This window comes from Eubacterium sp. AF36-5BH (assembly GCF_003460505.1).
Lineage (GTDB): Bacteria > Bacillota > Clostridia > Lachnospirales > Lachnospiraceae > Eubacterium_G.
Map to the genome: position 1 here is coordinate 234,894 of NZ_QTVG01000005.1, position 24,063 is coordinate 258,956.

At 31.7% G+C, this 24,063-nt stretch carries 22 protein-coding genes and 1 tRNA gene; 1 reads left to right on the forward strand and 22 read right to left on the reverse strand.

Features of this window, described 5'->3' with window-relative positions; all coding sequences use genetic code 11:
• Positions 1–62: 62 nt before the first annotated feature.
• The 17 genes from hisIE to DW006_RS07000 form a co-directional block, all read right to left on the reverse strand.
• Positions 63–1,286, reverse strand: coding sequence for a bifunctional phosphoribosyl-AMP cyclohydrolase/phosphoribosyl-ATP diphosphatase HisIE (hisIE, locus tag DW006_RS06920; RefSeq protein WP_117999626.1), 1,224 nt, complete (start codon positions 1,284–1,286; stop codon positions 63–65).
• Positions 1,286–1,873, reverse strand: coding sequence for an imidazoleglycerol-phosphate dehydratase HisB (gene hisB, locus DW006_RS06925; protein WP_117999627.1), 588 nt, complete (start codon positions 1,871–1,873; stop codon positions 1,286–1,288). Before hisB ends, hisIE begins: the two co-directional genes overlap by 1 nt.
• A 68-nt stretch (positions 1,874–1,941) precedes the next feature.
• Positions 1,942–3,237, reverse strand: coding sequence for a histidinol dehydrogenase (gene hisD / locus DW006_RS06930; protein ID WP_117999628.1), 1,296 nt, complete (start codon positions 3,235–3,237; stop codon positions 1,942–1,944).
• A 77-nt stretch (positions 3,238–3,314) separates the two neighbouring features.
• Positions 3,315–3,956 (reverse strand): ATP phosphoribosyltransferase, encoded by a 642-nt coding sequence (gene hisG / locus DW006_RS06935; protein ID WP_117999629.1) that lies wholly within the window; start codon positions 3,954–3,956, stop codon positions 3,315–3,317.
• A 23-nt stretch (positions 3,957–3,979) separates the two neighbouring features.
• Positions 3,980–5,161, reverse strand: coding sequence for an ATP phosphoribosyltransferase regulatory subunit (gene hisZ / locus DW006_RS06940; RefSeq protein ID WP_117999630.1), 1,182 nt, complete (start codon positions 5,159–5,161; stop codon positions 3,980–3,982).
• Between the two features lie 139 nt (positions 5,162–5,300).
• Positions 5,301–5,837 carry a Holliday junction resolvase RecU gene (locus DW006_RS06945; RefSeq protein ID WP_117999631.1) on the reverse strand — a complete coding sequence of 179 codons (537 nt, stop codon included), beginning with the start codon at positions 5,835–5,837 and terminating at the stop codon, positions 5,301–5,303.
• A 75-nt stretch (positions 5,838–5,912) separates the two neighbouring features.
• Entirely contained in the window at positions 5,913–6,893 is a 981-nt protein-coding gene (locus DW006_RS06950) for an RluA family pseudouridine synthase (protein ID WP_117999632.1), read from the reverse strand.
• Between the two features lie 123 nt (positions 6,894–7,016).
• On the reverse strand, positions 7,017–7,724 hold the full coding sequence (locus DW006_RS06955; RefSeq protein ID WP_117999633.1) for a pseudouridine synthase: 708 nt from the start codon (positions 7,722–7,724) through the stop codon (positions 7,017–7,019).
• A gap of 29 nt (positions 7,725–7,753) precedes the next feature.
• Positions 7,754–8,191 carry a hypothetical protein gene (locus tag DW006_RS06960; protein WP_243002592.1) on the reverse strand — a complete coding sequence of 146 codons (438 nt, stop codon included), beginning with the start codon at positions 8,189–8,191 and terminating at the stop codon, positions 7,754–7,756.
• A 41-nt stretch (positions 8,192–8,232) separates the two neighbouring features.
• The gene (locus DW006_RS06965; RefSeq protein WP_199521890.1) at positions 8,233–8,604 is read right to left on the reverse strand and encodes a RidA family protein; all 372 of its coding nucleotides are present in this window, start codon (positions 8,602–8,604) and stop codon (positions 8,233–8,235) included.
• 174 nt (positions 8,605–8,778) lie between these two features.
• Entirely contained in the window at positions 8,779–9,627 is an 849-nt protein-coding gene (locus DW006_RS06970) for a M23 family metallopeptidase (protein WP_243002593.1), read from the reverse strand.
• 65 nt (positions 9,628–9,692) lie between these two features.
• On the reverse strand, positions 9,693–11,612 hold the full coding sequence (locus DW006_RS06975) for an ABC transporter ATP-binding protein (protein WP_117999635.1): 1,920 nt from the start codon (positions 11,610–11,612) through the stop codon (positions 9,693–9,695).
• Positions 11,612–13,411 carry an ABC transporter ATP-binding protein gene (locus tag DW006_RS06980; RefSeq protein ID WP_117999636.1) on the reverse strand — a complete coding sequence of 600 codons (1,800 nt, stop codon included), beginning with the start codon at positions 13,409–13,411 and terminating at the stop codon, positions 11,612–11,614. Before DW006_RS06980 ends, DW006_RS06975 begins: the two co-directional genes overlap by 1 nt.
• 39 nt (positions 13,412–13,450) lie before the next feature.
• Positions 13,451–13,924, reverse strand: a complete 474-nt coding sequence (locus DW006_RS06985; protein WP_158561088.1) for a MarR family transcriptional regulator — start codon at positions 13,922–13,924, stop codon at positions 13,451–13,453.
• Positions 13,925–14,068: 144 nt separating this feature from the next.
• On the reverse strand, positions 14,069–14,650 hold the full coding sequence (gene coaE, locus DW006_RS06990) for a dephospho-CoA kinase (RefSeq protein ID WP_117999638.1): 582 nt from the start codon (positions 14,648–14,650) through the stop codon (positions 14,069–14,071).
• A 29-nt stretch (positions 14,651–14,679) separates the two neighbouring features.
• Positions 14,680–17,325, reverse strand: a complete 2,646-nt coding sequence (polA, locus tag DW006_RS06995) for a DNA polymerase I (RefSeq protein ID WP_117999639.1) — start codon at positions 17,323–17,325, stop codon at positions 14,680–14,682.
• Positions 17,326–17,351: 26 nt separating this feature from the next.
• Positions 17,352–17,702 carry a hypothetical protein gene (locus tag DW006_RS07000; RefSeq protein WP_117999640.1) on the reverse strand — a complete coding sequence of 117 codons (351 nt, stop codon included), beginning with the start codon at positions 17,700–17,702 and terminating at the stop codon, positions 17,352–17,354.
• Positions 17,703–17,892: 190 nt separating this feature from the next.
• On the opposite strand from DW006_RS07000, the gene DW006_RS07005 reads away from it, so the two are divergent.
• Positions 17,893–17,974: transfer RNA gene (locus DW006_RS07005), tRNA-Leu, on the forward strand.
• A gap of 358 nt (positions 17,975–18,332) precedes the next feature.
• Here the strand turns inward: DW006_RS07005 and DW006_RS07010 are convergent.
• From DW006_RS07010 to DW006_RS07030, 5 genes are all read right to left on the reverse strand, one after another.
• Positions 18,333–19,937 (reverse strand): chitobiase/beta-hexosaminidase C-terminal domain-containing protein, encoded by a 1,605-nt coding sequence (locus tag DW006_RS07010; protein WP_117999641.1) that lies wholly within the window; start codon positions 19,935–19,937, stop codon positions 18,333–18,335.
• A 105-nt stretch (positions 19,938–20,042) separates the two neighbouring features.
• On the reverse strand, positions 20,043–20,657 hold the full coding sequence (locus tag DW006_RS07015) for an epoxyqueuosine reductase QueH (RefSeq protein WP_117999642.1): 615 nt from the start codon (positions 20,655–20,657) through the stop codon (positions 20,043–20,045).
• A 47-nt stretch (positions 20,658–20,704) separates the two neighbouring features.
• Positions 20,705–21,142, reverse strand: coding sequence for an NUDIX hydrolase (locus tag DW006_RS07020; protein WP_117999643.1), 438 nt, complete (start codon positions 21,140–21,142; stop codon positions 20,705–20,707).
• A 76-nt stretch (positions 21,143–21,218) separates the two neighbouring features.
• A complete protein-coding gene (locus DW006_RS07025) occupies positions 21,219–22,706 on the reverse strand; it encodes a penicillin-binding transpeptidase domain-containing protein (protein WP_117999644.1) in 1,488 nt (495 codons plus the stop codon).
• Positions 22,639–24,057, reverse strand: a complete 1,419-nt coding sequence (locus tag DW006_RS07030; protein ID WP_117999645.1) for an FtsW/RodA/SpoVE family cell cycle protein — start codon at positions 24,055–24,057, stop codon at positions 22,639–22,641. Before DW006_RS07030 ends, DW006_RS07025 begins: the two co-directional genes overlap by 68 nt.
• Positions 24,058–24,063 lie beyond the last annotated feature (6 nt).

A 24,063-nucleotide genomic window follows, 5' to 3' on the forward strand; every position in this document is an offset into this window, starting at 1 on the left:
ATTGATTTAGACCTTTTTATGTAGTATAAAATTTCCGTTACATGAAAATTTATTATTCATTGCTATCTTCTTGATAATTCTTTTGTAATTTCCTTCCAGCTTACTCCTTTTTCAGCCATAAGTACCATTACATGATATAAGAAATCAGATATTTCATATTTTACTTCCTGTGGATCAGGATTCTTAGCAGCTATAACAATTTCTGTTGCTTCTTCTCCTACTTTCTTAAGAATCTTGTCGATGCCCTTGTGGAATAAGTAATTAGTGTAAGACCCTTCTTTTGGATTCTCTTTTCTATCCAAAATTACGTTAAATACATCTTCAAATACTTTCATTGGATTAGTATCGTCATATTCTTTTTTCACAAGATTATTAAAGAAACATGTATCTGCTCCTGTGTGACATGGCACACCAACCTGTCTTACTTTTGCAAGCATTGTGTCCAAATCGCAATCCATAGCAAGTTCCTTAACATACTGGTAGTGACCTGATGTTTCACCCTTTACCCAAAGTTCATTACGGCTTCTGCTAAAATAAGTCATTTTGCCTGTTTCGATTGTGTTATTAAATGCCTCTTCATTCATGTAAGCCAACATAAGAACCTTGTTAGTTTTATAATCCTGAACTACAACAGGAATCATACCGTCTGAATTTGTCTTAAAATCAGCAAACTTCATAGGACTTTCAAAAACATTAACCTTAATGCCCTTTTCCTTTAATTCTTTTTTATATTTCATAAAGTCAAAATCATTTACAAATGTCTCAGAGCAAACACCGTAACATTTATTGTCTGCTACAGCTTCAACATTGTTGCTTATATAGAGCACATCTTTCAATGACTCAATATTTTCTTTTGTAGTAATTACTAATGAAATTTTCTTCTCAATATCTTCTGACAAATTATAATTTGAAATAAGTGCTATGTTATCGCTACCAAATCTGCTTGAAGCTTCTTCTAAAAGATGCATATCTGTATCAACATTTAGTACAGCCTTTTTAGCACCTGTATAAATGTATTTTTTAACATCTTCAAGTCTTTTAATATTGCCACCAACAAGCATTGGTATATCAACAGAGTCTGCAATATTAATCATGGCACTAATATTTGCTTCGTGTTCACTGTCATTTGAAGAAATGTCAAAAACAAGAAGTTCATCTGCTCCATTATTGTCATAAACAGTTGCTATTTCTACAGGATTACCTGTACCAATAACTTCCTTTGTATCTTTATTTACCACCTTACCTTCAAATAAATAAATTGAAGGAATTAAATTTATGTAATTCATTATAATGTTCCTTTCGTAGATAATACGTCTTTAATTCTGTCATCAAATAAAGTTGCCTGGTCAAGAGCTTTCGCAAAAGCTTTGTATATGCCTTCAATCATATGATGATTATTGCCCGGTTCTAAAATATTAATATGCAAATTCATTCCTACCCCATAAGTAATTGCATGGAAAAATTCCTTAACCATTTCTGTATCAAAATCACCAACTTTATCTGTTGTAAATTCCCCCTTAAAAACAAGATATGGTCTGCCTGACAAATCAAGAGCACATAAAACCAATGACTCGTCCATTGGTAAAATTATGTTGCCATAACGCTTAATTGATTTCTTGTCTCCCAAAGCTTCTTTTATAGCCATGCCAAGAGTGATACCTGTATCTTCAATTGTATGATGACAATCCACATACAAATCGCCATTGACCTTAACGTCTAAATCAAAGAAACCATGTTTTGCAAAACTTATAAGCATGTGGTCAAAGAAACCAATGCCTGTATGTATATTTGATATTCCACTACCGTCTAAATTAATGGAAATTTCTATTTGCGTTTCACTTGTATTACGAACACATTTACCTATTCTACTCATTTAATATTCCTTTCTGTTAAAACAAAAGTTTAATATCTCTAAAACAAGAGACTTATTTGATTATCTATTTAGTCATCAAATCTGACTTTAATTGAGTTTGCATGAGCTGTTAATCCTTCAGCCTTAGCAAATTTCTGAATATCCTGACTCATTGGTTCAAGTGCTTCTCTTGAGAATGAAATAATACTTGATTTCTTAATAAAATCATCAACACTAAGTGGTGAGAAGAATTTTGCTGTTCCATTTGTTGGTAAAACATGGTTTGGACCTGCAAAATAATCTCCCAAAGGTTCAGAACTGTATTCACCAAGGAACATGGCACCTGCATTTTTTACTCTTGTCATTGTATCGAACGGATTCTTTGTTAAAATTTCTAAATGTTCTGATGCTATTTCATTTGCTGCATCAATGGCATCATCCATAGTTTCAGCAACAAGAATATAACCATAATTTTCTAAAGATTTTTCCATGATTTCTGTTCTGCTAAGTTCTTTTACAAACTTGTCTACCCACTTTGAAACTTCATTAGCAAGTTCTTCACTTGTAGTAACTAAAATTGCCGATGCAAGTTCATCATGTTCAGCCTGTGAAAGTAAATCAGCAGCAACATATTTTGGATTAGCTGTTTCATCTGCTAAAACTAAAATCTCACTAGGACCTGCAATTGAGTCAATACTTACAAAGCCAAATACTGCTTTCTTTGCAAGAGCAACAAAAATATTACCAGGGCCAACAATTTTGTCTACTTTCTTAATAGATTCAGTTCCGTAAGCTAAAGCACCAATAGCCTGTGCCCCACCAACTTTATAAATCTTATCAACGCCTGCTTCATTTGCAGCAATTAATGTGTTAGGATTAACTTTTCCATCTTTTCCAGGTGGTGTTACCATAACAATTTCTTCAACGCCTGCAACTTTTGCCGGTATAACGTTCATTAAAACAGATGATGGGTAAGCTGCCTTGCCCCCCGGTACATAAACACCCACTCTTGCAATAGGTGTAACTTTCTGTCCAAGTAAAGAGCCATCAGGCTTTGAATCAAACCAGCTATATTGTTTTTGCTTTTCGTGATAAACTTTTATATTATTTAATGATTTTCTAATAATATCTACTAATTCTTTGTTTTCTAATGAATCATACGCTTCCTGTATTTCTTCTTTTGTAACCAAAATATTTTCAGCGTTAATATCCGCACCGTCAAATTTCTTTGTGTAATCAAAAATAGCCTTATCGCCATTTTCTTTTACATTAGAAAGAATTTCATTTACGCTGTCTGCATACTGATCATAGTTGTTAGGACTTCTTTTTAATAAATCCTCTAAAATATTTTTCTTTGAATCTTCATTTAATTTTACAATTCTCATGTATATCACCTTTCCCAAAACAATAATATTTTTGCTATATTGTATTTTTAACTGCAAATCCACTTAGTAATAAATTTTTAATTGTTGATTACTTCCTTTAAATCAGCAATTATTTTTCTAATTCGTTCATCTTCCATTTTCATGCTTACCTGATTAACTACCATTCTGGCTGATAATGGACAAACTTCTTCTAAAACACCTAACCCGTTTTCTTTTAGGGTTGTACCTGTTTCAACAATATCAACTATTACTTCTGACAAACCTACAATTGGTGCAAGTTCTACAGAACCGTTAAGTTTGATAATTTCTACAGTCTGATGTTTTTTATTATAAAAATAATCTTTTGCAATCTTTGTGTACTTTGAAGCCACACGAATCATACCGTGATTATTAAGCAATTCTCTTGCTGATTCAGGTCCGCATACACACATTTTACACTTTCCAAAGCCTAAATCCAATACTTCATATAATTTTCTGTCTTCTTCTAAAATTGTGTCCTTTCCAACAATACCAATGTCCGCCGCACCATATTCAACATAAGTAGGTACGTCACTTGCTTTTGCTAAAAAGAAACGTAATTTCAATTCTTCGTTAACAAAAATTAATTTTCTTGTTTTTTCATCTTCCATTTCTTCGCACTGGATACCTATTTTTTTAAACATTTCCATTGCTGTCTTTGCTAATCTGCCCTTTGCTAGAGCGAAAGTTAAATATCTCATTTTATCTCCTATAATCTTATGCCTTATTCGTTAATATATGTTACTTTTGTAGCACCATCCTCTGTCTTAAACTGCTTATATTCTTCTATGTCAATGTCTTTTTTCTTTAACAATAATTCAGTTTTGACACCTTTATCTCTTAATTCAGTTGCGTACACAAATGCTTTTTTTCTATATTTGGGTTCATAAATTACTACTTCATATTCGTAATCTGTTTTTTCGTTTTTACCACTGTGTGCAATAAGAATCTGGTCCATATAAATTGCAAAACCAATGGCTGATGCGTTTTTACCAAACTGTGCTAAAAGCTTATCATATCTTCCACCTGCAGCAATTGGTTCACCTGTTCCATAAGTAAAACCTTTAAAAATAATACCTGTGTAATAACCATAATTGCTAAGAGATGCTAAATCAAAACTAATATATTTTGTCACACCATATTCTTCTAATATAGCATATAATTTTTCTAATCTTCTAATTGCATCTAATGCTTTCTTATTAGTTGTTAAAGTCTTTGCTGTATTTAACACTTCTACTGAACCGAAAAGTTCAGGTAACTTTAACATAGCATTTTTTACTTCTCCAACTACAATATTTTCATCAAGAATTTCTTCTACACCAAAGTCGTTCTTATTAACAATCATTTCTCTTAATTTTTCTTCTGCTTCTTCATCAAGGCCGCTTTCTTCAATTAAACCATTGTAAAAATCTACATGACCGATTTCTACAAGAAATTCTTCAAGGCCTGAGGCTTTCAATGATTCAACAGATAAGGCTATCATTTCAGCATCTGCTTCAACAGAATCATCATTAATTAATTCGCAGCCAAGCTGTGTGTTTTCTTTTAATTTTCCCTGAAGTTCAGAATTGTTTACGTATGTATTTGCATTGTAACAAAGCTTAATTGGAACATTCACGTCCATATAATATTTTGCTGCAAGTCTTGCAATTGAAGGAGTTATATCAGGTCTTAAAACCAATGTATTACCTTCTCTGTCAAAGAACTTATACAAATTCTTTGAAGCAACAGAACCTCTTTCTTTATTAAAAATATCAAAAAATTCAAACGTAGGTGTTTGAATGTTATGATATCCATATAAATTAAATACCTTGTTAATGTTATTTTCTATTGTTAATTTTACAGCACATTCTTTGCCATAAACATCTCTTACTCCAACAGGAGTATGTAATAATGCCTTACTCATAATTCCTCCAGTATATTTCGTTTTCGCTTTAGTGTTGTAAAGTGGTAATTCGCTACTATGTTAGTGAGTTGAAATCAATTTTACAACAATCTAAATTTTATGTCAAGTTAGTTATTTCCTATATATTAATTATATCTTTTTAGTTATCTCTTAGAGATAAATCTCTTTGAATCCCTTCTAAATAATGTACTGGTGCTCCCGGAGCACTTTTTAAAATAAACTCTTTATCAATTTCTTCAAATCTGAAACTTTTTCTACCACCATTTATGCTTCTCTCATAAAAAGCCTTAATTTGTGTAAAAGGCAAATAATAAATTTCGTTTCTATGGGAATAAAATAATATAATAAAGGATATGCCACCCTGTTCTTCAAAATCTTCCATAAACTTAACCTGATGCTCATGAATATTCATCATTGGAAAAGTATCAACAGCGCACTCTTTAGCATCAAAACAAATTGGAATTCCTTGAACAGCTCCAATATAGTCAACTGTACTTTGCTTTTCAAAATAAGCTAATGTAATATGTCTAGTTTGCTGATCTATTTTTACGGGAGTAATAGGTGTTGGTATTTTCTGAATCAAAGCAAGCTTTTTATCTCTATAATTTTCATTTGTCATATTAATCATGTCTTCAAGAGTTGAACCTCTAAGACCTCTAGACGACCAAGTACCCATTTTTCTTCCTTTCTCTATTCAAAATTGTTCATATAAAAATAAAAATTTCGTTACAATCTGTTCTGTTTGGTTTCGTTATTTGTTTTGAAAATCAATGAAATTTGCATATTCTTTTGAAGGTCTTGCTACAAAAGTTTTGTATGATAAATTCCTGCAACTACCCTCTACCTTTTCAAAAATCAACTGCCATGAATGTAACATTTGATTTTTTATACCATAGGTTTCTTTGTATTTATCGTTAATCTCTTTTTTGCCATATTTGTAATCACCAATAATCGGATGATTAATTGAAGCCAAATGTGCTCTAATCTGATGTGGCTTGCCTGTAACAAGTTTTACTTTAAGAACTGTAATTCCAGCCTGTTTAAGTCCCTTCTTATATTCTAAAGGCTCATAAGCCGTTTCAATATAGTCACCATTATTTTCAGCCTGTGAAATTGTAACCTTGTTTGTTTTGCTATTCTTACTTAAATAACCTTTTATGTTCATGGACGAATCAACATATCCACTTACAACAGCTAAATAATACTTATCCATTGTACGTTCCTTGAACATTTTAGACATTATCTGTAATCCTTCCAATGACTTTCCGGCGACAATTAAACCACTTGTATTTCTGTCTAATCTGTTACAGACTGCCGGTTTAAAAGTTTCTAAGTTCTGCTCTGTTATCTGACCTGAATTTACTAAATAAGAAATAACGTATTCATTTAAAGACACATCGTTGTCATTTGCTTTTTGGCTTAACATTCCTGCCGGCTTATTTATGAATAAAACATTGTCATCTTCATATACAATATCTAACTTAACAGGCTTAACTATATTAGTTTTATGCTCACCTTTAAATTTTGCAATGGTGTCCTCAGCCATAAAAATTTTAATACTATCTTTTTCTTTTAGCTTATCTTTTCCATCAGATTTTTTTCCATTAAGAACTATATTTTTCTTTCTAAGCATTTTGTATATAAAACTACTTGGAGCTTCCTTAAAATACTTAAAAAGAAATTTATCAAATCTCTGTCCTGCCTGATTTTTTTCTATAATAATTTCTTTCATTTAAATTCCTTATTTTTATATTCTAATCTTATACATTGCTATTTTTAATTAAACCTATCTGCCAGATATCTCATATTATGATTTGCATTTCAGCTAAACCTTTTATGAAACAACTTTAATTGTTTAATTATCCTTATGTTTTAGTAAAAAATTAATTTCATCTTTACTTAATTCTCTATATTCTCCCGATGCCAAATCATCATCTAAAACCAGCGGTCCCATTTCCAAACGTTTTAAGTAAGTAACCCTTAAGCCGAAATGCTTAAACATTCTCTTTACCTGATGATATTTTCCCTCTGTTATTGTAACATAAGCTTTATTTTCATCTATGATTTCAAGGAGTGCCGGCTTTGTATTGTTCTTTAAGCCAATATCAAATCCATTTTTGAATTCATCAATATATTCTTTTCTTATTTCTCCATCTGTTTCCACATAATATTTTTTTGAAACATGCTTGTTAGGAGAAAGTAGACAATGGGATAATTCCCCATCATTTGTTATAAGCAATAAGCCTTCTGTATCTTTGTCTAATCTACCAACCGGAAACAAACCCTTCTTAGGCTGGACATCCATAATATCAATAACCGTTGTATATTGAAAATCTGACACTGCAGTAACTACGTCCTTTGGTTTGTTTAACATATAATAATAAAATCTATGATAATTCAAATCCAAACCATCTAAATTTACAACGTCTTCTTCCTCATTTATATGAGTTTCCGGTTTATTTACCGTAATATTATTTACTTTTACTTTGCCTTTTTTTATTAATTCTTTTGCCTGACTTCGTGAGCCAATTCCAAGTGTGGTTAAATATTTATCTAATCTCATAAAACACCAAAATGCGCTAAGCTTTATGCCTAGCGCTTATTTACCTTGTTATATAATTCAACAATTTTATTGCTTTGTTCCTTTGTAATTTTGATTTTAGGAGAATTGTCATCTGTTGTATTTTTATTTTCAACAATTAAACATGTACAGTTCTTTTCAGGTGTATGTGTGTGAAAAGTTCCTTTCTTAACATTGTACAATTTCAATGGTTCTAATTTAATGGCTTCTATTTCTCCAATCTCATCACCATTTCCACCAAGAAATAATGTAAAATCCCCTTCTAAAACAACAAAAATTTCATCTGTTTCATTATGCTTTTGCATATTATCAATTCTATCTGGTTCAAGTTCATCAATATATCTTAATTCAGCGACTCTCCAACTTTCAAAATCGATTAATGGTAAATAGCCTTCACCATTAAAACTTGAAACCTCCAATGTGTCATTAAACATGTTTTCCTTCTTCATATAAAAGTTTCTCCTATATCCTTAATTTCAAAAATTATAAATTATATTTCTGCAATAACTTCTACTTCACATAAAACATTCTTTGGTAAAGTCTTTACAGCAACACAGCTTCTTGCAGGTTTTCCTGTAAAATACTTTCCATAAATTTCGTTAAATGCTCCAAAATCATCCATGTTATCTAAAAAGCAAACAGTCTTTACAGCATTTTCATAAGTTGCTCCAGCTTCTTTCAAAATAGCTCCAAGGTTCTTCATAACCTGTTCTGTCTGTTCTTCTATTGTTGTTCCAACAATTTCACCTGTTGCAGGATCAAGTGCAATCTGACCTGATGTAAATAATAAATTTCCTGTCTTTACAGCCTGTGAATATGGTCCAATAGCTGCAGGTGCATTATTAGTATTTAATTTTTCCATTATAAATTACCTTCTTTCTTTTAAACTAATAGTATTTTACACTTTATATTAATTTATATCAAGACACATACTGAATTAATATAAATTTTTATGCATATATAAACATATTATTCAAATGTTTTATGACCACACTATGGCATTTATTTAATTTTTTAAGCTTTGTGACATTTCTTTTCAATAATTTGCATAAAGTATACAATTTTCCAAATATTTCAAAATATAATATGGATTTACACTTAATTCCTCATAATTATCAGTTTTAATATATATGCCAAAATGCAAATGGACATCGAACTTGCCTTCTGTGCCAATACTTCCATAACCGGTATTACCCATATAGCCCAGCAATGTTCCGGCTTTTACCACAGCTCCTTTTTTTATATTTGAATAACAGGACAAGTGTGCATAATAAAAATAACCGCCATTATCGCTTCTAATTCCTACCCTGTAGCCGCCTTTTGGTAGCCACCCTATATTTTCCACAATTCCATCTGTAGAACTTATTATGGGATAAAAACCTGATACATTATTTTCTGCCATAATATCGCAACCTTCATGTTTATATTTTCCCATAAAATTTCTGCTTTCACCAAAGCCGTTCTCATAGCCAACCCAGTAATTTGTATTTCTGCCTTTTGCTACCGGAAAATATTTTAAATCATTGTATATTGCAGAGAAAGCTTTTAATAATTTATAATATTCCTCTTTGTTATTAAAAACAAATTGCTTTCTTATTCTTTTAATATTATTTCCATCTACCTTCGTTTTTCTCAAAGAATAATCATTCAGTAAATAATTAGCTGTTATAAATTCGCTAAAATCTCTATTACTGTTTAATGAATTTTCCTTTAACTCCTTTAAGACTTTTTCATTTATGTAAGGATTCCTAAATTTATTACGTTCTACAATATTTTTTTCTATAGTAAAGGATTTACTAATTATTTTGTTGTAAACTAAAACATTTCCAATAGCAAAAACTATCACTAACACAACAATGTTTATTTTGTTAATTTTCATACTCATAAAACTATCCAAACCTAAAAAGAACACTCACATTTTAATATATGCAAGTGTTCCTTAAAACTATATTATTTTGAGTTTCCTGTTTGAAGTCTGTAATATGTTCCTTTTTGTTCCATTAATTCATCGTGACTACCACGTTCAATAATTCTTCCCTGTTCAAGTACCATAATACAATCACTGTTCTTTATGGTTGAAAGTCTGTGGGCAATAACAAATGTTGTACGACCTTCCATTAAGGCATCCATACCCTCTTGTACAATTCTTTCAGTTCTTGTATCAATACTTGATGTAGCTTCATCTAAAATTAATGCAGGTGGATTAGCAACAGCTGCTCTTGCAATAGCAAGTAACTGTCTTTGACCTTGTGAAAGGTTTCCACCATCACCTTTAATTAAAGTATTGTAGCCTTCAGGTAATCTTCTAATAAAACTATCGGCATTAGCTAATTTTGCAGCAGCTATTACTTCTTCATCAGTTGCATCTAGCTTACCGTATCTGATGTTTTCCATAATTGTTCCTGTAAACAAATGTGTATCCTGTAAAACAATACCAAGGGAACGTCTTAAATCATCTTTTTTGATTTTATTAATATTGATTCCATCATATCTGATTTTTCCATCCTGTATGTCATAGAATCTGTTAATAAGGTTTGTAATAGTTGTTTTTCCAGCACCTGTTGAGCCTACAAAAGCAATTTTCTGGCCAGGTTTTGCATATAATTTAACGTCATGTAAAACAATCTTGTCATCGTTATATCCAAAATCAACTCCATCAAATACAACTTCCCCCTTCATTTCCTTATAGGTTGTTGTATTATCTTCCTTATGGTAATGCTTCCAAGCCCACATACCTGTACGTTCCTTACATTCAACGATTTCGCCGTTTTCTTTTTTACAACGTACTAATGTAACATAACCGTCATCAACTTCGGGTTCTTCTGTAAGAAGTTTAAATATTCTATCAGCACCTGCTAATGCCATAACAATACTGTTCATCTGCATTGTAACCTGATTAATTGGTTGGGCAAACTGCTTATTATATTGCAGGAAACTTACCAAAGCTCCCGGAGATAAAGTAAAGCCCATAAATCCGTTAATTGCAATAACAGCACCAAAACATGCACATAAAACATAACTTAAGTTACCAAGCTGTGCATTACAAGGTCCTATTACATTTGCAAATTTATTTGCATTATTAGCTGAATGATAAAGCTTATTATTGATTTCATCAAATTCTTCTATTGCCTCATCTTCATGACAGAAAACTTTTACAACTTTCTGACCTGCCATCATTTCTTCAATATAACCATTTACAGCACCTAAGTCCTTCTGCTGTGCCAGGAAAAATCTACCTGAAAGACTTGTAAGCTTCTTTGAAACAAACATCATTAAAGCAACCATAATAATTGTGAGTATTGTTAATGGAAAACTTAATGTAATCATGGCAACAAGTACACTTACTACAGTAATTACACTATTAATAATCTGTGGTAAAGACTGACTTACCATCTGTCTTAATGTATCAATATCATTTGTATACATTGACATAATGTCCCCATGTGCATGTGTGTCAAAATATTTAATTGGAAGTGACTGCATGTGGTTAAACATTTCTATTCTTAAGTCTTTTAATGTTCCCTGTGTAACAAAAACCATTATTTCAGACTGTGCAAAGGTTGCTATAATACCAATACCATAAAAAACACCAACTCTACCCATGGCACCAAGAAGTGGTCCAAAGTCGTTACTGCCTTTTGTTATCATTGGTAAAATGTATTGGTCAATTAAAGCCTTCATAAACCATGTTCCCTGAACATTTGCCAAAACGTTTGTAACAATACATATAAGAACAATAATTAAATGTGGTGCATAATGCTTGCCCATAAACTTTAATATCTGGCCCATTATTCTAAATGGATGATCAATTTTCTGTCTAGGTCCCATCTGATGTTTTCCAGGACCCTTAACTGTTTTTGGCTGTGCCATTACATTTCACCTCCATTCTTGTCAAAATCACCATTATCGTTTGTCTGCTGTAAATAAACTTCTCTATAAATTTCGTTATTGTCTTTTAGATAATCATGTGTGCCTATTTCATTTATTTTTCCATCGTCCATAACAATGATTCTGTCTGCATCCTGAACTGATGAAATTCTCTGTGCAATAATAATTTTTGTTGTGTCAGGAATTTCTTCCCTAAAAGCTTTTCTGATTTTTGCATCTGTAACTGTATCAACAGCACTTGTTGAGTCATCCAAAATCAAAATCTTTGGATTCTTTAGTAATGCTCTGGCAATACATAGACGCTGCTTTTGACCACCTGAAACATTGGTACCGCCCTGTTCAATATGTGTATTATATTTATCAGGCATTCTTTCAATAAATTCATCTGCACATGCTAATTTACAGACTCTAATACACTCTTCATCTGTTGCCTCAGGATTTCCCCATCTAAGGTTATCAAGAATACTTCCTGTAAATAAAACATTGCTCTGTAGCACAACACTAACTTCCTGTCTTACAGTTTCCAAATCGTAAGATCTAACATCTTTTCCGCCAATGCTAACATAACTTTCGATTGGTTCTTCACCATCTTTTACCGCCTGCTCTTCAATGTCATATAATCTACTGATTAAGTTTACCAAACTTGACTTAGCACTACCTGTACCACCAATAATACCTATTGTTTCACCTGACTTAATTTTAACATTAATATTTTCAAGTATTGGTTTTTCGCTTTTACTGTTATATCTAAATGTTACATTCTTAAATTCAATACTTCCGTCAGGTACATCAAAGTCAGGGTCTTCTGGATTTGTAATGTCAGGCTTTTCATTTAACACTTCTACAATACGTCTTGCACTTGCCATAGACATTGTAATCATTACGAATACCATTGATAACATCATAAGATTCATAAGAATGTTCATACAATAAGCAAGCATTGATGTTAAGTTACCTGTTGTAAGACCAAGTGCTGCGTTATTACCACTTGCCACTATCATGTGTGCTCCAACCCAGCTGATTAACAATATACATGTATATACTGTTGTCATCATTACCGGATTGTTTAAAGCAACAATGCCTTCAGCTTTTACAAACATTTTGTAAATAGCTTCGCTGGCTTTTCCAAATTTTTTCTTTTCATGGTCCTCTCTAACGTACGCCTTAACAACTCTCATGGCTGTTACATTTTCCTGAACGCTTTCATTTAAGGCATCGTATTTCTTAAATACCTGATTAAAATATTTAAAAGCGAACTTAATAATTAATGCACAAATACAACCTAAAATAATAACAGCAATTAAGTATATAGATGCTAATCGTGGGGATACCGTAAATGCCATAATCATGGCAACAATCAAACTAAATGGAGCTCTAACAGCCATTCTAAGTATCATCTGATAAGCATTCTGCATATTTGTTACATCAGTTGTCAGTCTTGTAACCAAACCTGCTGTGCTGAACTTATCAATATTAGAAAAGCTAAAAGTCTGTATGTTTTCAAACATTGCTTTTCTTAGGTTTCTTGCGAAGCCGGCTGAAGCATTAGCTCCAAATACACCACCAAGGTATCCGGAAATTAAACCTGCAATTGCAAGAACAATCATTATACATGCTGTTCTGTAAATACTGTTTAAATCACCTGAACCAATCGAATCAATAATTGTTGCCATCAAAAGTGGTATAAAGTTTTCAACAATTACTTCTGCTAACATGGCAATAGGTGTAAGAATGGATACCAGTTTAAATTCTTTAATCTGTTTTCCTAATGTCTTTAACATTTTAATCTATCCTCCTACTTAAATTCTTCATATAAAAATTTACTTTCTAATTGTTTTATGTAAACATTTTAAATCTTCTTCGTTAAGCTGACTGTCATCTAATAAATTGGCATACAATCTTTCAAGAAAGTTTTCCAATTTGTTTTTTTCATCATCATTGAAACCCTTAACCAGGATTTCTTCTGTTTTAGATTTATATAAATCTAACTTTTCCTTAATACCGTATGCTTCTTTCGTAACATAAATATTTTTGAATTTCTTGTTATCCTCATCTATTTTAATGTCAATTAAATTTTTGTCCTTCATTCTATTTAAAATTCCTGACATGGTAGAATGCTTAACTTCAAATTCCTGACACAAACATTTCTGTGTTACTTTCTGGTCGGGATGATGTAATAAATACATTAATACATGCATCTGACTGTTAGTTAATCCACTCTTTTCTAAATTGCGGTCCATACGCAATTTAAATAACCTATCAATACGTTTAATCTGATGACCTAAATCCTCCATAAAAATTCTCCTTAACATAATAAAAGAGCTACGACATGTAGCACGCTACATATCGTAACTCTTTTTAATATTATAGTCAATATATTTTTTTATTTTTCAGTTAAATAATATAACAACCTATAAATAGATTATAAATCAAACTATTTATATACAGGCGCTTGTATTAAGGATTAAATCAATCTGTTCCCTTGTGTTTTCTTCTGAATATGAATTGTCAATAAATTCATCAGCCACTTTATTATATTCTTCATCAGCCGGCTGACTTTCAATAACACTGATACACTTTTCTTTAGAGTAACCTCTTGTCTGTATTAGTCGTTTAATTCTTGTATCCCTGTTACAAAAAACAAACCAAAGTTCGTCACAATATTGTTCAACTCCGGAACCTAATAAAATTGCTGACTCTACAACTATAATTCTGTTTTTGGATGACTTAATTCTTGAGACAATTTCCTTAACAGCTCCAGGGTGGGTAATACTGTTTAATTTTTCAAGTTGTTCCTTGTTATTAAAAACAATCTCCGCAAGTTTTTTGCTATCAATTTTATTATCAGCTATGACTTCAGGAAATGTTTTCACAATTTCATTGTATACATCATTTCCGGGAAGCATAACTTCTTTTGCCACCTTATCTGCTTCAATTATGTTTGCCTCATAGTTATTTTCCAAATAGTTAAGTACCGTTGACTTACCTGAGCCAACGCCTCCCATCACACCAATAATCATTTTTTATATCCTTCGTTATCTTTTATATTTTAATGAGCTTCATCCCAATTGTTTCCTACTTTTGCTTCAACAAGAAGTGGTACTTCAAGATTTGCTGCCTGAGACATTTCATTTATTAAAATATCTTTTACCTGTTCCACTTCTTCCTTTTTTGCCTCGATTAAAAGTTCATCGTGAACCTGTAGAACAATTCTTGATACTAAATTGTTATTTTTTAAGGCTTTGTCCACATTAATCATGGCAATTTTCATAATATCTGCAGCAGTTCCCTGAATTGGGGCATTCATTGCTACTCTTTCACCAAACTGTCTTCTCATAAAATTAGACTCTTTTAATTCAGGAATAGGTCTTTTTCTGCCAAACATTGTAACAGAATAACCTTTTTCTTTTGCACTGTTTACAGAATTATCTAAGAACTGCTTAATGCTCGGATAACTTTCAAAATAATTGTTAATGTACTGCTGTGCTTCTTTTTTGCCAATTGATAAATCCTGACTTAAACCAAAAGAACTTATGCCATAAACAATTCCGAAGTTTACAGCTTTTGCATTACTTCTTTGTGTTTTAGTAACTTCTTCAATTGGGACACCAAAAACAAGTGAAGCTGTAGCAGCATGTATATCTTTTGAATGTTTATAGGCATTAATCAAATTAGCATCACCTGACATATGGGCTAAAATTCTAAGTTCAATCTGAGAATAATCGGCATCTACAAATACGCACCCTTCTTTTGGAACAAAAACTTTTCTTAGCTGTCTGCCAATTTCTGTTCTAACAGGAATATTTTGTAAATTAGGTTCTGTACTGCTGATTCTTCCTGTTGCAGTAATTGTCTGGTTAAATTTTCCGTATATTCTGCTGTCATCTTTTATAAAAACACTTAATCCATCTGCGTAAGTAGATTTCAACTTAGTTAATTGTCTATACTCCAGTACATCTTTAACAAATGGATAATCCGGTTCTAATTTTTCCAAAACAGAAGCTGATGTGGAAAAACCTGTTTTTGTTTTCTTACCACCTGGTAATCCCATTTCTCCAAAAAGTATTTCACCTAGCTGTTTTGGTGAATTAATGTTAAATTCGTGACCGGCACTTTCGTAGATTTTCTTTTCTAAATCAGCAATTTTGATACCAAGTTCATCGCCATATTTCTTTAAGGCCTCACCATCAACTTTTATACCAATGTTCTCCATGTTAAATAAAGCAATTGATAAAGGTTTCTCGATGTTATTGTATACAGCCTCCATTTCCAATTCTTTTAATTTCTCCTGAACAGGCTGAAAACCTTTATAGAAAATAAATGCGTTATAGCAGGCATATCTCATTTGATTTTCAACTATTTCAATAGATGGTGTTTCCTTCTTTTTTGTCTTTGGAAAAATTTCCTCATAAGTTGGAACTGTCATTGAAAGATAGTCCCTTGCAACATCATCATAATTATAAGAATGACCATTTGGATTAATTAAATATTGCATTAAACCTAAATCTTCAAGATTTATATATTTTTCATCAACTAATGATGTTTCAAAAAGATTATTGTTCTCTTTTATATCAGTTGTGTAAATCTTTGTTTTATCAACCATTTCTTTTAACTTATCTTTGATATATTCTTTTGTAATAAATCCTACTACCGGTATATAATATATTTTTTCTTCACTTAAACATAAACCTATACCGAAAATATCAGTTTCATTTAATATAAATAAGCCTACCTGCTCACTGTTATTTATACATTCGTTAAAAATTTCTTCTGCTTCAACGTAATCATTAACTAATTTAAAATTCTCCTCTATGTCCATTGATGCTGAAACATTAGAAAATCTTGATATCATACTCTTTAATTCAAGTTCTTTTATTATGTCTAAAGCTTCTTCTGTATAAATATCTCCAAAAACACACTCTGACGGTTTAACACCTACAGGTGATTCAATATTAATTGTTGCCAAAACTTTACTCATTTTTGCCAATTCGAAATGATTAATTAAGGCATTTCTGTTTCTTGTGTTTGAAATTTCATCTGCGTGTTCTAATGCATTTTCAATTGAACCAAACTGAGAAATAATGGCAGTAGCTCCCTTTTCTCCAATTCCCGGCACACCCGGTATGTTGTCAGAAGAATCCCCCATTAAAGCCTTTACGTCAATAAATTCAAAAGGTGTCACCTTATATAAAGCCTTTACGTCTTCTGTATTATATCGTTCAATTGTTGTTTGACCTTTTTTTGTTTTAGGAATACAAACAGTTATTTTTTCAGATGCAAGCTGCAATAAATCCCTGTCACCGGAATAAATGCACACATCCATACCTTCTTTTTCACCTTCTTTACACATAGTTCCTATTACATCATCTGCTTCATAACCCGGAAGTTCAATTACCGTAATATTCATTTTCTTTAGCAAATCCTTGATAATTGGAACCTGCTCCCTTAATTCAGGTAACATAGGTTTTCTTGTTCCTTTATACTCCTTAAACATTTCATGTCTGAACGTTGGCTGATGAACATCAAATGCAACTGCAAAATGAGTTGGCTGCTCGTCATCTATAAATTTAAACATCATATTAAGGAAGCCGAATACTGCATTAGTATGTACTCCTTTTGTATTTCCAAATAAAGGAACTCCGTAAAAAGCCCTGTTTAATATACTGTGTCCGTCAATTAATAATAATTTATTCATGTCTACCTCGTTTTAAATAATATTTGTTAAAATAAAATAATTTTCACTATAACATAGGAAAATGTGGAAAGAACAATTGCTAAAATGGCAATAATTGAAATTCGTGCAGCTTTTTTATAGGACTTTTGCCTTTGTAAATATTCATCATAGTATTCAATTAAATCCTGCAATTCTTCCTCTGCCTTCTTCGTCTCCTCACCCTCAAAAGGAGCCGGCACATCTTCCAAACCTCTATGTATAGTATAATACAACTGTAATTCTTCCATACAATCTTTGCATTCTTTTGCATGACTGAGAAAATCTTCTAAATCTTCTGAATATTCAATTCTATCAAAAATAAAATCATTTATTTTCTCCTGAAACACTTCGCAATTCATATTTACCCTCGTTTCATCTTACATTTATTCGCTCATTTTGTACTTTTTTATTTAAAATCCAATTGCTCATTTTGTTTTTATTCAATTCAAATCTCATTTTTCTTTTTTAAGCTAATTAAAAATTTTTCTGAAATCAATTATACATTTTTATTGACATTTATACAACAAAATGATAAGATTTTTATTGCTTGCGGATATGGCGGAATGGCAGACGCATCAGACTCAAAATCTGACGCCCATAAAGCGTGTGGGTTCAAGTCCCACTATCCGCATTGATTAACACCACATAATGTGGTGTTTTTTTATGTAATAAGAAACGTTCCACTAGGGATGTACACTCGCGTGAAAGGAAAAATGTTCCACTAAGAACGCACCCTGGTGTAATAAAACAATAGTTACATGATAACACGCACTCAGGTTATACATTAATGCAAAAAAGCCAATTTCTACTGTAAATCATAATACAATTAACTATATTCAACAGTTTTAATTGTATTGCTACTTACATAGAAATTGACTTTTTTTAGTTTCTTTTATTTTGACTTTTTTTAGTAACTGTTTTTTTATTATTCTTGCTAATTTTTCTCTGCATATTTGAACAATTATTGAAAACAATGTAATATCTTTAAATTAATCCAAACTGTAAGAACCACCATTATACTTTACTCCATACACGGTACCCGATTCGCACGATACTGCATATGACTGTGAAGACACACTCTTTCCATCCTTGTCCTCAATTTCACAATTAATAATGTAGTATTCTTCTGAAGAGATTTCAGTTATCTTTTTATATTCCAAATAACCTACATCACCGTTTTCAAATTCACCATAATTATTTTCAAATTTACCATTTGAAACAAGATAATCTGTAAGGCTATTAGATGCCTGACTATAAGATATTCTCTTAGGTACATAATTATATGCTCTTGTAACAACTGAGCTTGTTATACCCTGATCATCTATTGCAACAAAACAGTAAATAGAATTCTTTTTTGGAATTTTGATTGGCTCTGTATATAACTGACTTTTCTTTGTTGGAGTTGTACCATCTGTTGTAAAATATACACTGCAACCACTATCAGCAGTTACGGTAATCTTCTCCTGAGTCGAGTATTCACCACTTTTCAAATCTACTGTAGGCTCATTTATTTTCTTAAATTCTAATATATACTTGTAGGCTGCTTCTTTACTTTTCTTTTTGTTTTTGTCAACCGAATATGCTCTTAAAGTATATGTTCCTTCTGTTGCAAAAGAAATTGTACCTGAATATTTTTTTCTTGAAACACTGTCACTTGGATCTGAACCATCTGTTGTATAGTAAATCTTTACATCATCACTGGCACTTAGTTTCACTTCTATTGGTTTATCATAAGTTCCTGCCTTTACGCTGGCTGATGGAACTGTGCCATCAAAATTCTCCAACTCTTTTCTTAAATTTGCAGGTGCAGAATTAACTAATGTTTTGATGTTCGAATCCATGTCATTATTCTGATAAAGAACAATCAGTTTCTTATAATAGTCAATATTCTGATTATCAACGTCAATTAAATATTCAAGATATTTCATTTCTTCTTCATCATATTTCCCAAGAATTTCGTCTACCTGACAAACCTTTTCATAGGCTTTAATTTTCTGTTCTTTTGTAAAAGCATTACTTGAAGCTAAAATATACTGAGACTTGGCATACTCATAATTTTCTTCTTTGTAATATTTTTCACCAATATTATAATATTTGTCAAACTTACCTGTCATAATTGATTTCTTGACAGCTAATGTTCCCACAGATGTTGCTGCCATTAGTACAATTATCAAAACAATTAAACCAAGTACCTTCTTCTTTGACATTTTCTTCTTAGGTGCCTTTTTCTTTGAAATATTCTTTTTTGTTGTGTTCTTTTTAACTTTATTGCTACTTGAGTAATTATGTGAAGCACTTTTGTAATTATGCTGTTTAGAGTGGGATATGTAAGAGTCATCAAATTCCTCTAAATCCTCTTCAACCTCATCATCTAACTTCTGTATTTTATAACTACTCTTCTTATTTTCGTTTTCACTATAACCTTCTCTGCCGGACTCTATTTTAATACCGGCAAAAATATCTTCTTCTGTATTATCTATTTTATCTATTGATGTTTGTGTAATATCACTATGAAAGCTATTGATTTTTGTACCACATTTTCTGCAAAACATAGCATTATCATCACACTCACATCCACAATTTGGACATATCATATTTTAATTCCTTTCTGTTTTGAAAATATAATATTTACAGCCTAGAATATATCATATAATATTCTATCTTTCAAATATATATTTTGTCTATATATTATACTAATTTCATTCATCCCTTTTAGAGAATACACAACCACAAAAATTTTGTCTATACAAATTATGTTCTTTTGACAACTCAATAGATCTCTTATAACCGTTTTTCTTTTTAAAATCAGAAAATAAATAATCTATATTATACTTTTCAGATATTTCTTTTCCAATTTCATTTAATTTCTGTGCGTTTTTAAGGGGACTAATTGACAGAGTTGTTGTAAAATAGTCGTACCCGTTATCCTTTGCATACTTTCCGGAAAATTCCAATCTTAACCTATAGCATTTAAAGCATCTTTCGCCACCTTCTTTTGCTTTTTCATATCCTTTTACATATTCATAAAATTCTTTAGAATCATAATTAGCAATAATGGGTTTTACACTATGTTGAAATTCCATTTCATTTATAAATCTGATTAACTCTTCTGCTCTATGATTATATTCCTCTGTTGTTGAAATATTAGGATTATAAAACAACACATCTATCTCAAAATATTTAGACAAATATTCTAACACATAACTACTGCAGGGTGCGCAGCAGGCATGAAGAAGTAATCTTGGAGTTTTATTTTCGTTAATATTATTCTCTATTGTCTTTTCAAGTTCTTTTTGATAATTTGTTTTGTTCATTTATTATCACACTTTCATATAAAAGATAAGACAGGATATGCCCTGTCTTATCTTTTGTTCTTTTTCTTATTTAATTCTAAATATTGCTTATAAGCTTTCTTGAGTATCATTCTTTCATTTGGAAATTTCAACAAATGATACGCTTCAATATACTTATAATATCCAGAATCGTAAAAATATTCTTCGCGCTGTGGTTTACTATAAAAGCTATTAGAAGACATTAGGTACCAATGCACCTCTTTTTCAACAATATCTCCAGGAATATTAAATGTATATTCGCTTTTTCCCACATACTCATTAATTTTTGCACTTACGCCGGTTTCTTCTTTCACCTCACGTAAGGCAGTTTCTTCATGAGTTTCTCCCAGTTCAACTGTTCCTTTTGGAAGAACCCATCCTTCATACCTATTCCGAAAATTTTTGTATAAAAGTAATATTTTATTTCTATATATAACCACACCGCCACAACTGACCGCCTTTTCCATAGGTTGTCCTCCTGTTTTGTAGTGTGTTAAATTACTTTTAGTATACAGTAATAGAGATATCATTGCAATATTTCATCTAATTAAAATATTCATCAAATACTTCTTTTGCGCAATTTACTGCAGAGTTGCTTCCTTCCGGCATATTTTCTAAAACTACTGCAATTGCAACTTTCTTTTTGCCTTTCTTTGCATAGCCTACAAACCATGAATTAACATTGTCTTTTTTGTCAACTTCTGCAGTACCTGTTTTACCGTAAGCTGTATAATCTGAATAAGCCATCACTTTACCTGTACCGTATTCACAAACAGCTCTCATATATTCCTGTAACTGCTTTGCCTGTGCCTTTTTCATCAAACGCTTATATTCTGTTTGTTCTGTGGATTTAACCACAGTTCCATTACTGTTTTGTACGTGGTCTACAATATAAGGTTTCATTAAAACACCATTATTTGCAATAGCTGACGCAATCATTGCCATATGAGCCGGTGATACCGTTGTTTTACCCTGGCCTATACTTGTCTGTGTAATATCAAACTGCGAAGACTTCTTTGTTAGTGGAAAAACACTTTCGTTATAATCCATATCCAATGGCAATTCCTGATTAAACAATAACTTCTCTGCTGTCTTTCTAAACTTTGACACATTAAGTTCATTACCAATTGTTGAAAATGCGCTGTTACATGAATATGCAAAAGCGTGTGTTAAATCTACACTATAATGGGCTGTTCCGTCAAAACATTTAATTGAAAAATTATTAAAGGTTGCCTTACCATTACAATTATAAGAAAAATCAGAATAATTCTTATTTTCTTTCATGTATTCTAATGTAGTAATAATTTTAAAAATCGAACCCGGTATATATTTACCCTGTGTGGCCCTGTTTACTAATCGTGAGTCACTTGAATCAGATGTGATTTTATCCCATATATCATCTATACTTTCAGGATCATAAGATGGTCTTGAAACCATTGCTCTAATTTCTCCTGTATTAGGATCCATTACAAAAACTGCTCCTTTATACCCTGAAAGACTGTTATATGCAGCTTTTTGTGTGCTAACACTTAAAGTTGTATACACATCACATCCCCGCTCTTCTGTGTCAGAGAAATCATCAATAATCTTCTGCACTGCTGAAGTCTGAGATGACAATAAATCATAATTGCACATTTTTTCCAAACCATACTTTCCATGTGTGGTTATTCCTATTGCATGAGAAAAAATCTTACCGTATGGATATTTTCTTTCATCGTCAGACAAATCTGTCTCTGTCCCTTTCGTATCAGTATAAGCAAGTCTTTTTTTACTTTTACTGTAAATAGTGCCTCGCACTACTTTAGATGCACTTCCATCAATTCGTCTGTTGTATGTATTATTAATAATCTTTGGACTTTGATTAACAACAAAATTAGCATAAAAACCTATCATAAATACAAAAATAAGCGAAATTACTACAGTTGTAACCATTGCCTGTCTATTAAGTTTTTTTCTTTCTATTTTAGCGTATTTTGATTTCCTGCGTTCTATCGAGGCCTTGGATTTCCTGCGTTCTTCTTTCCTTGACATGTCTTGCTCCTTTTTCTGTTACTCTTCTTCTTGTGGACTTTTGCGCCGTTCCCACAATTGCCAACCCTTGAATAATTGCAAATACAATCAGCGTACTTAGAATCGAACTTCCACCATAACTTAATAATGGGAATGTAACACCTGTTGATGGAATCATGTTAATTGCCCCGCCAACTGTAACGATAATCTGTACTGCATACTGCATTCCTAAACCAATACATACCAACTTGTTAAACAAACTTATTTGCTGCATAGCTGTATTTAAAAAGGCAACAAAACATGTTAAACATAACAAAAGTAAAAGTATTGCAAATATTGCACCAAGTTCTTCACCAATAGCTGAGAAAATAAAATCCTGATCTACAACCGGTACATCTTTTGGTCTGCCCTGATATAATCCTGTACCAGTTAAGCCACCATTACCCAGCGCAAACAAAGACTGGGTTACCTGAAACCCTGTATCCCCGGGATCAGCCCAAGGATTAAGCCAAACGCTCACTCTAACTCTAACATGAGCAAAAACCTTGTATGCGAAAACTGAGGCAATGGAAAGTCCTGCAAAGCAGATGAAAATATAGCCTACTTTTCTTGTGCCAACATAAATCATAAAAACATAAATCATAAAGAATATTAATGCACTACCTAAATCTCTTGAGGCTACTAGCAATAACACATGGGTACCAGCCATTATGGCTGATAAAACCACGTTTTTAAAACTTGTTGATTTACTTAACAAGCCTGCAATAAAGAAAACAAAAATTATTTTCACAAATTCTGATGGTTGGAAAGTAAAGAATTTTCCAATTGGTATTGCAAGCTTAGCTCCATTATCTGTTTTACCTACAGCTAAAACCAATGCCAGTAAGGCTATCCCCACAAAACAATAAATCCATGTAAATGATTTCCATAATTCATATTTGCTCATTAAATAAGGCACAATTAGTGACAGCATCGTTACCACAGCTACGATTACAAACTGTCTTATGCTATTGGCAAACTTTAATCTTGCTAACATAATAAAACCGATTGTCAATAACATGCACATATTACTTAAAATTGCTTTATTAATATTAGGATAAATGATTGGAAAAATTCCCAGCACAACTATCAAATAACAAAGTTGTGCACCTCCTAATATTATTACTCCTATTTCCGTAGTATCCTGTTGGTTCATGTAAATTGTCGCAATCCCCAAAAAATACGTTAGAAATATTATTCCATTTTGTCTTTGAAAAATACCTGACGCCTTGTATGGATTCTTACATCTAAGTGCACTAAAGCATTCCCATACGTAAAAAAACATAAGTAAAATAAAAAGGTATTTTGTCACAATAATTAAAAATGTACTCATTTTTCA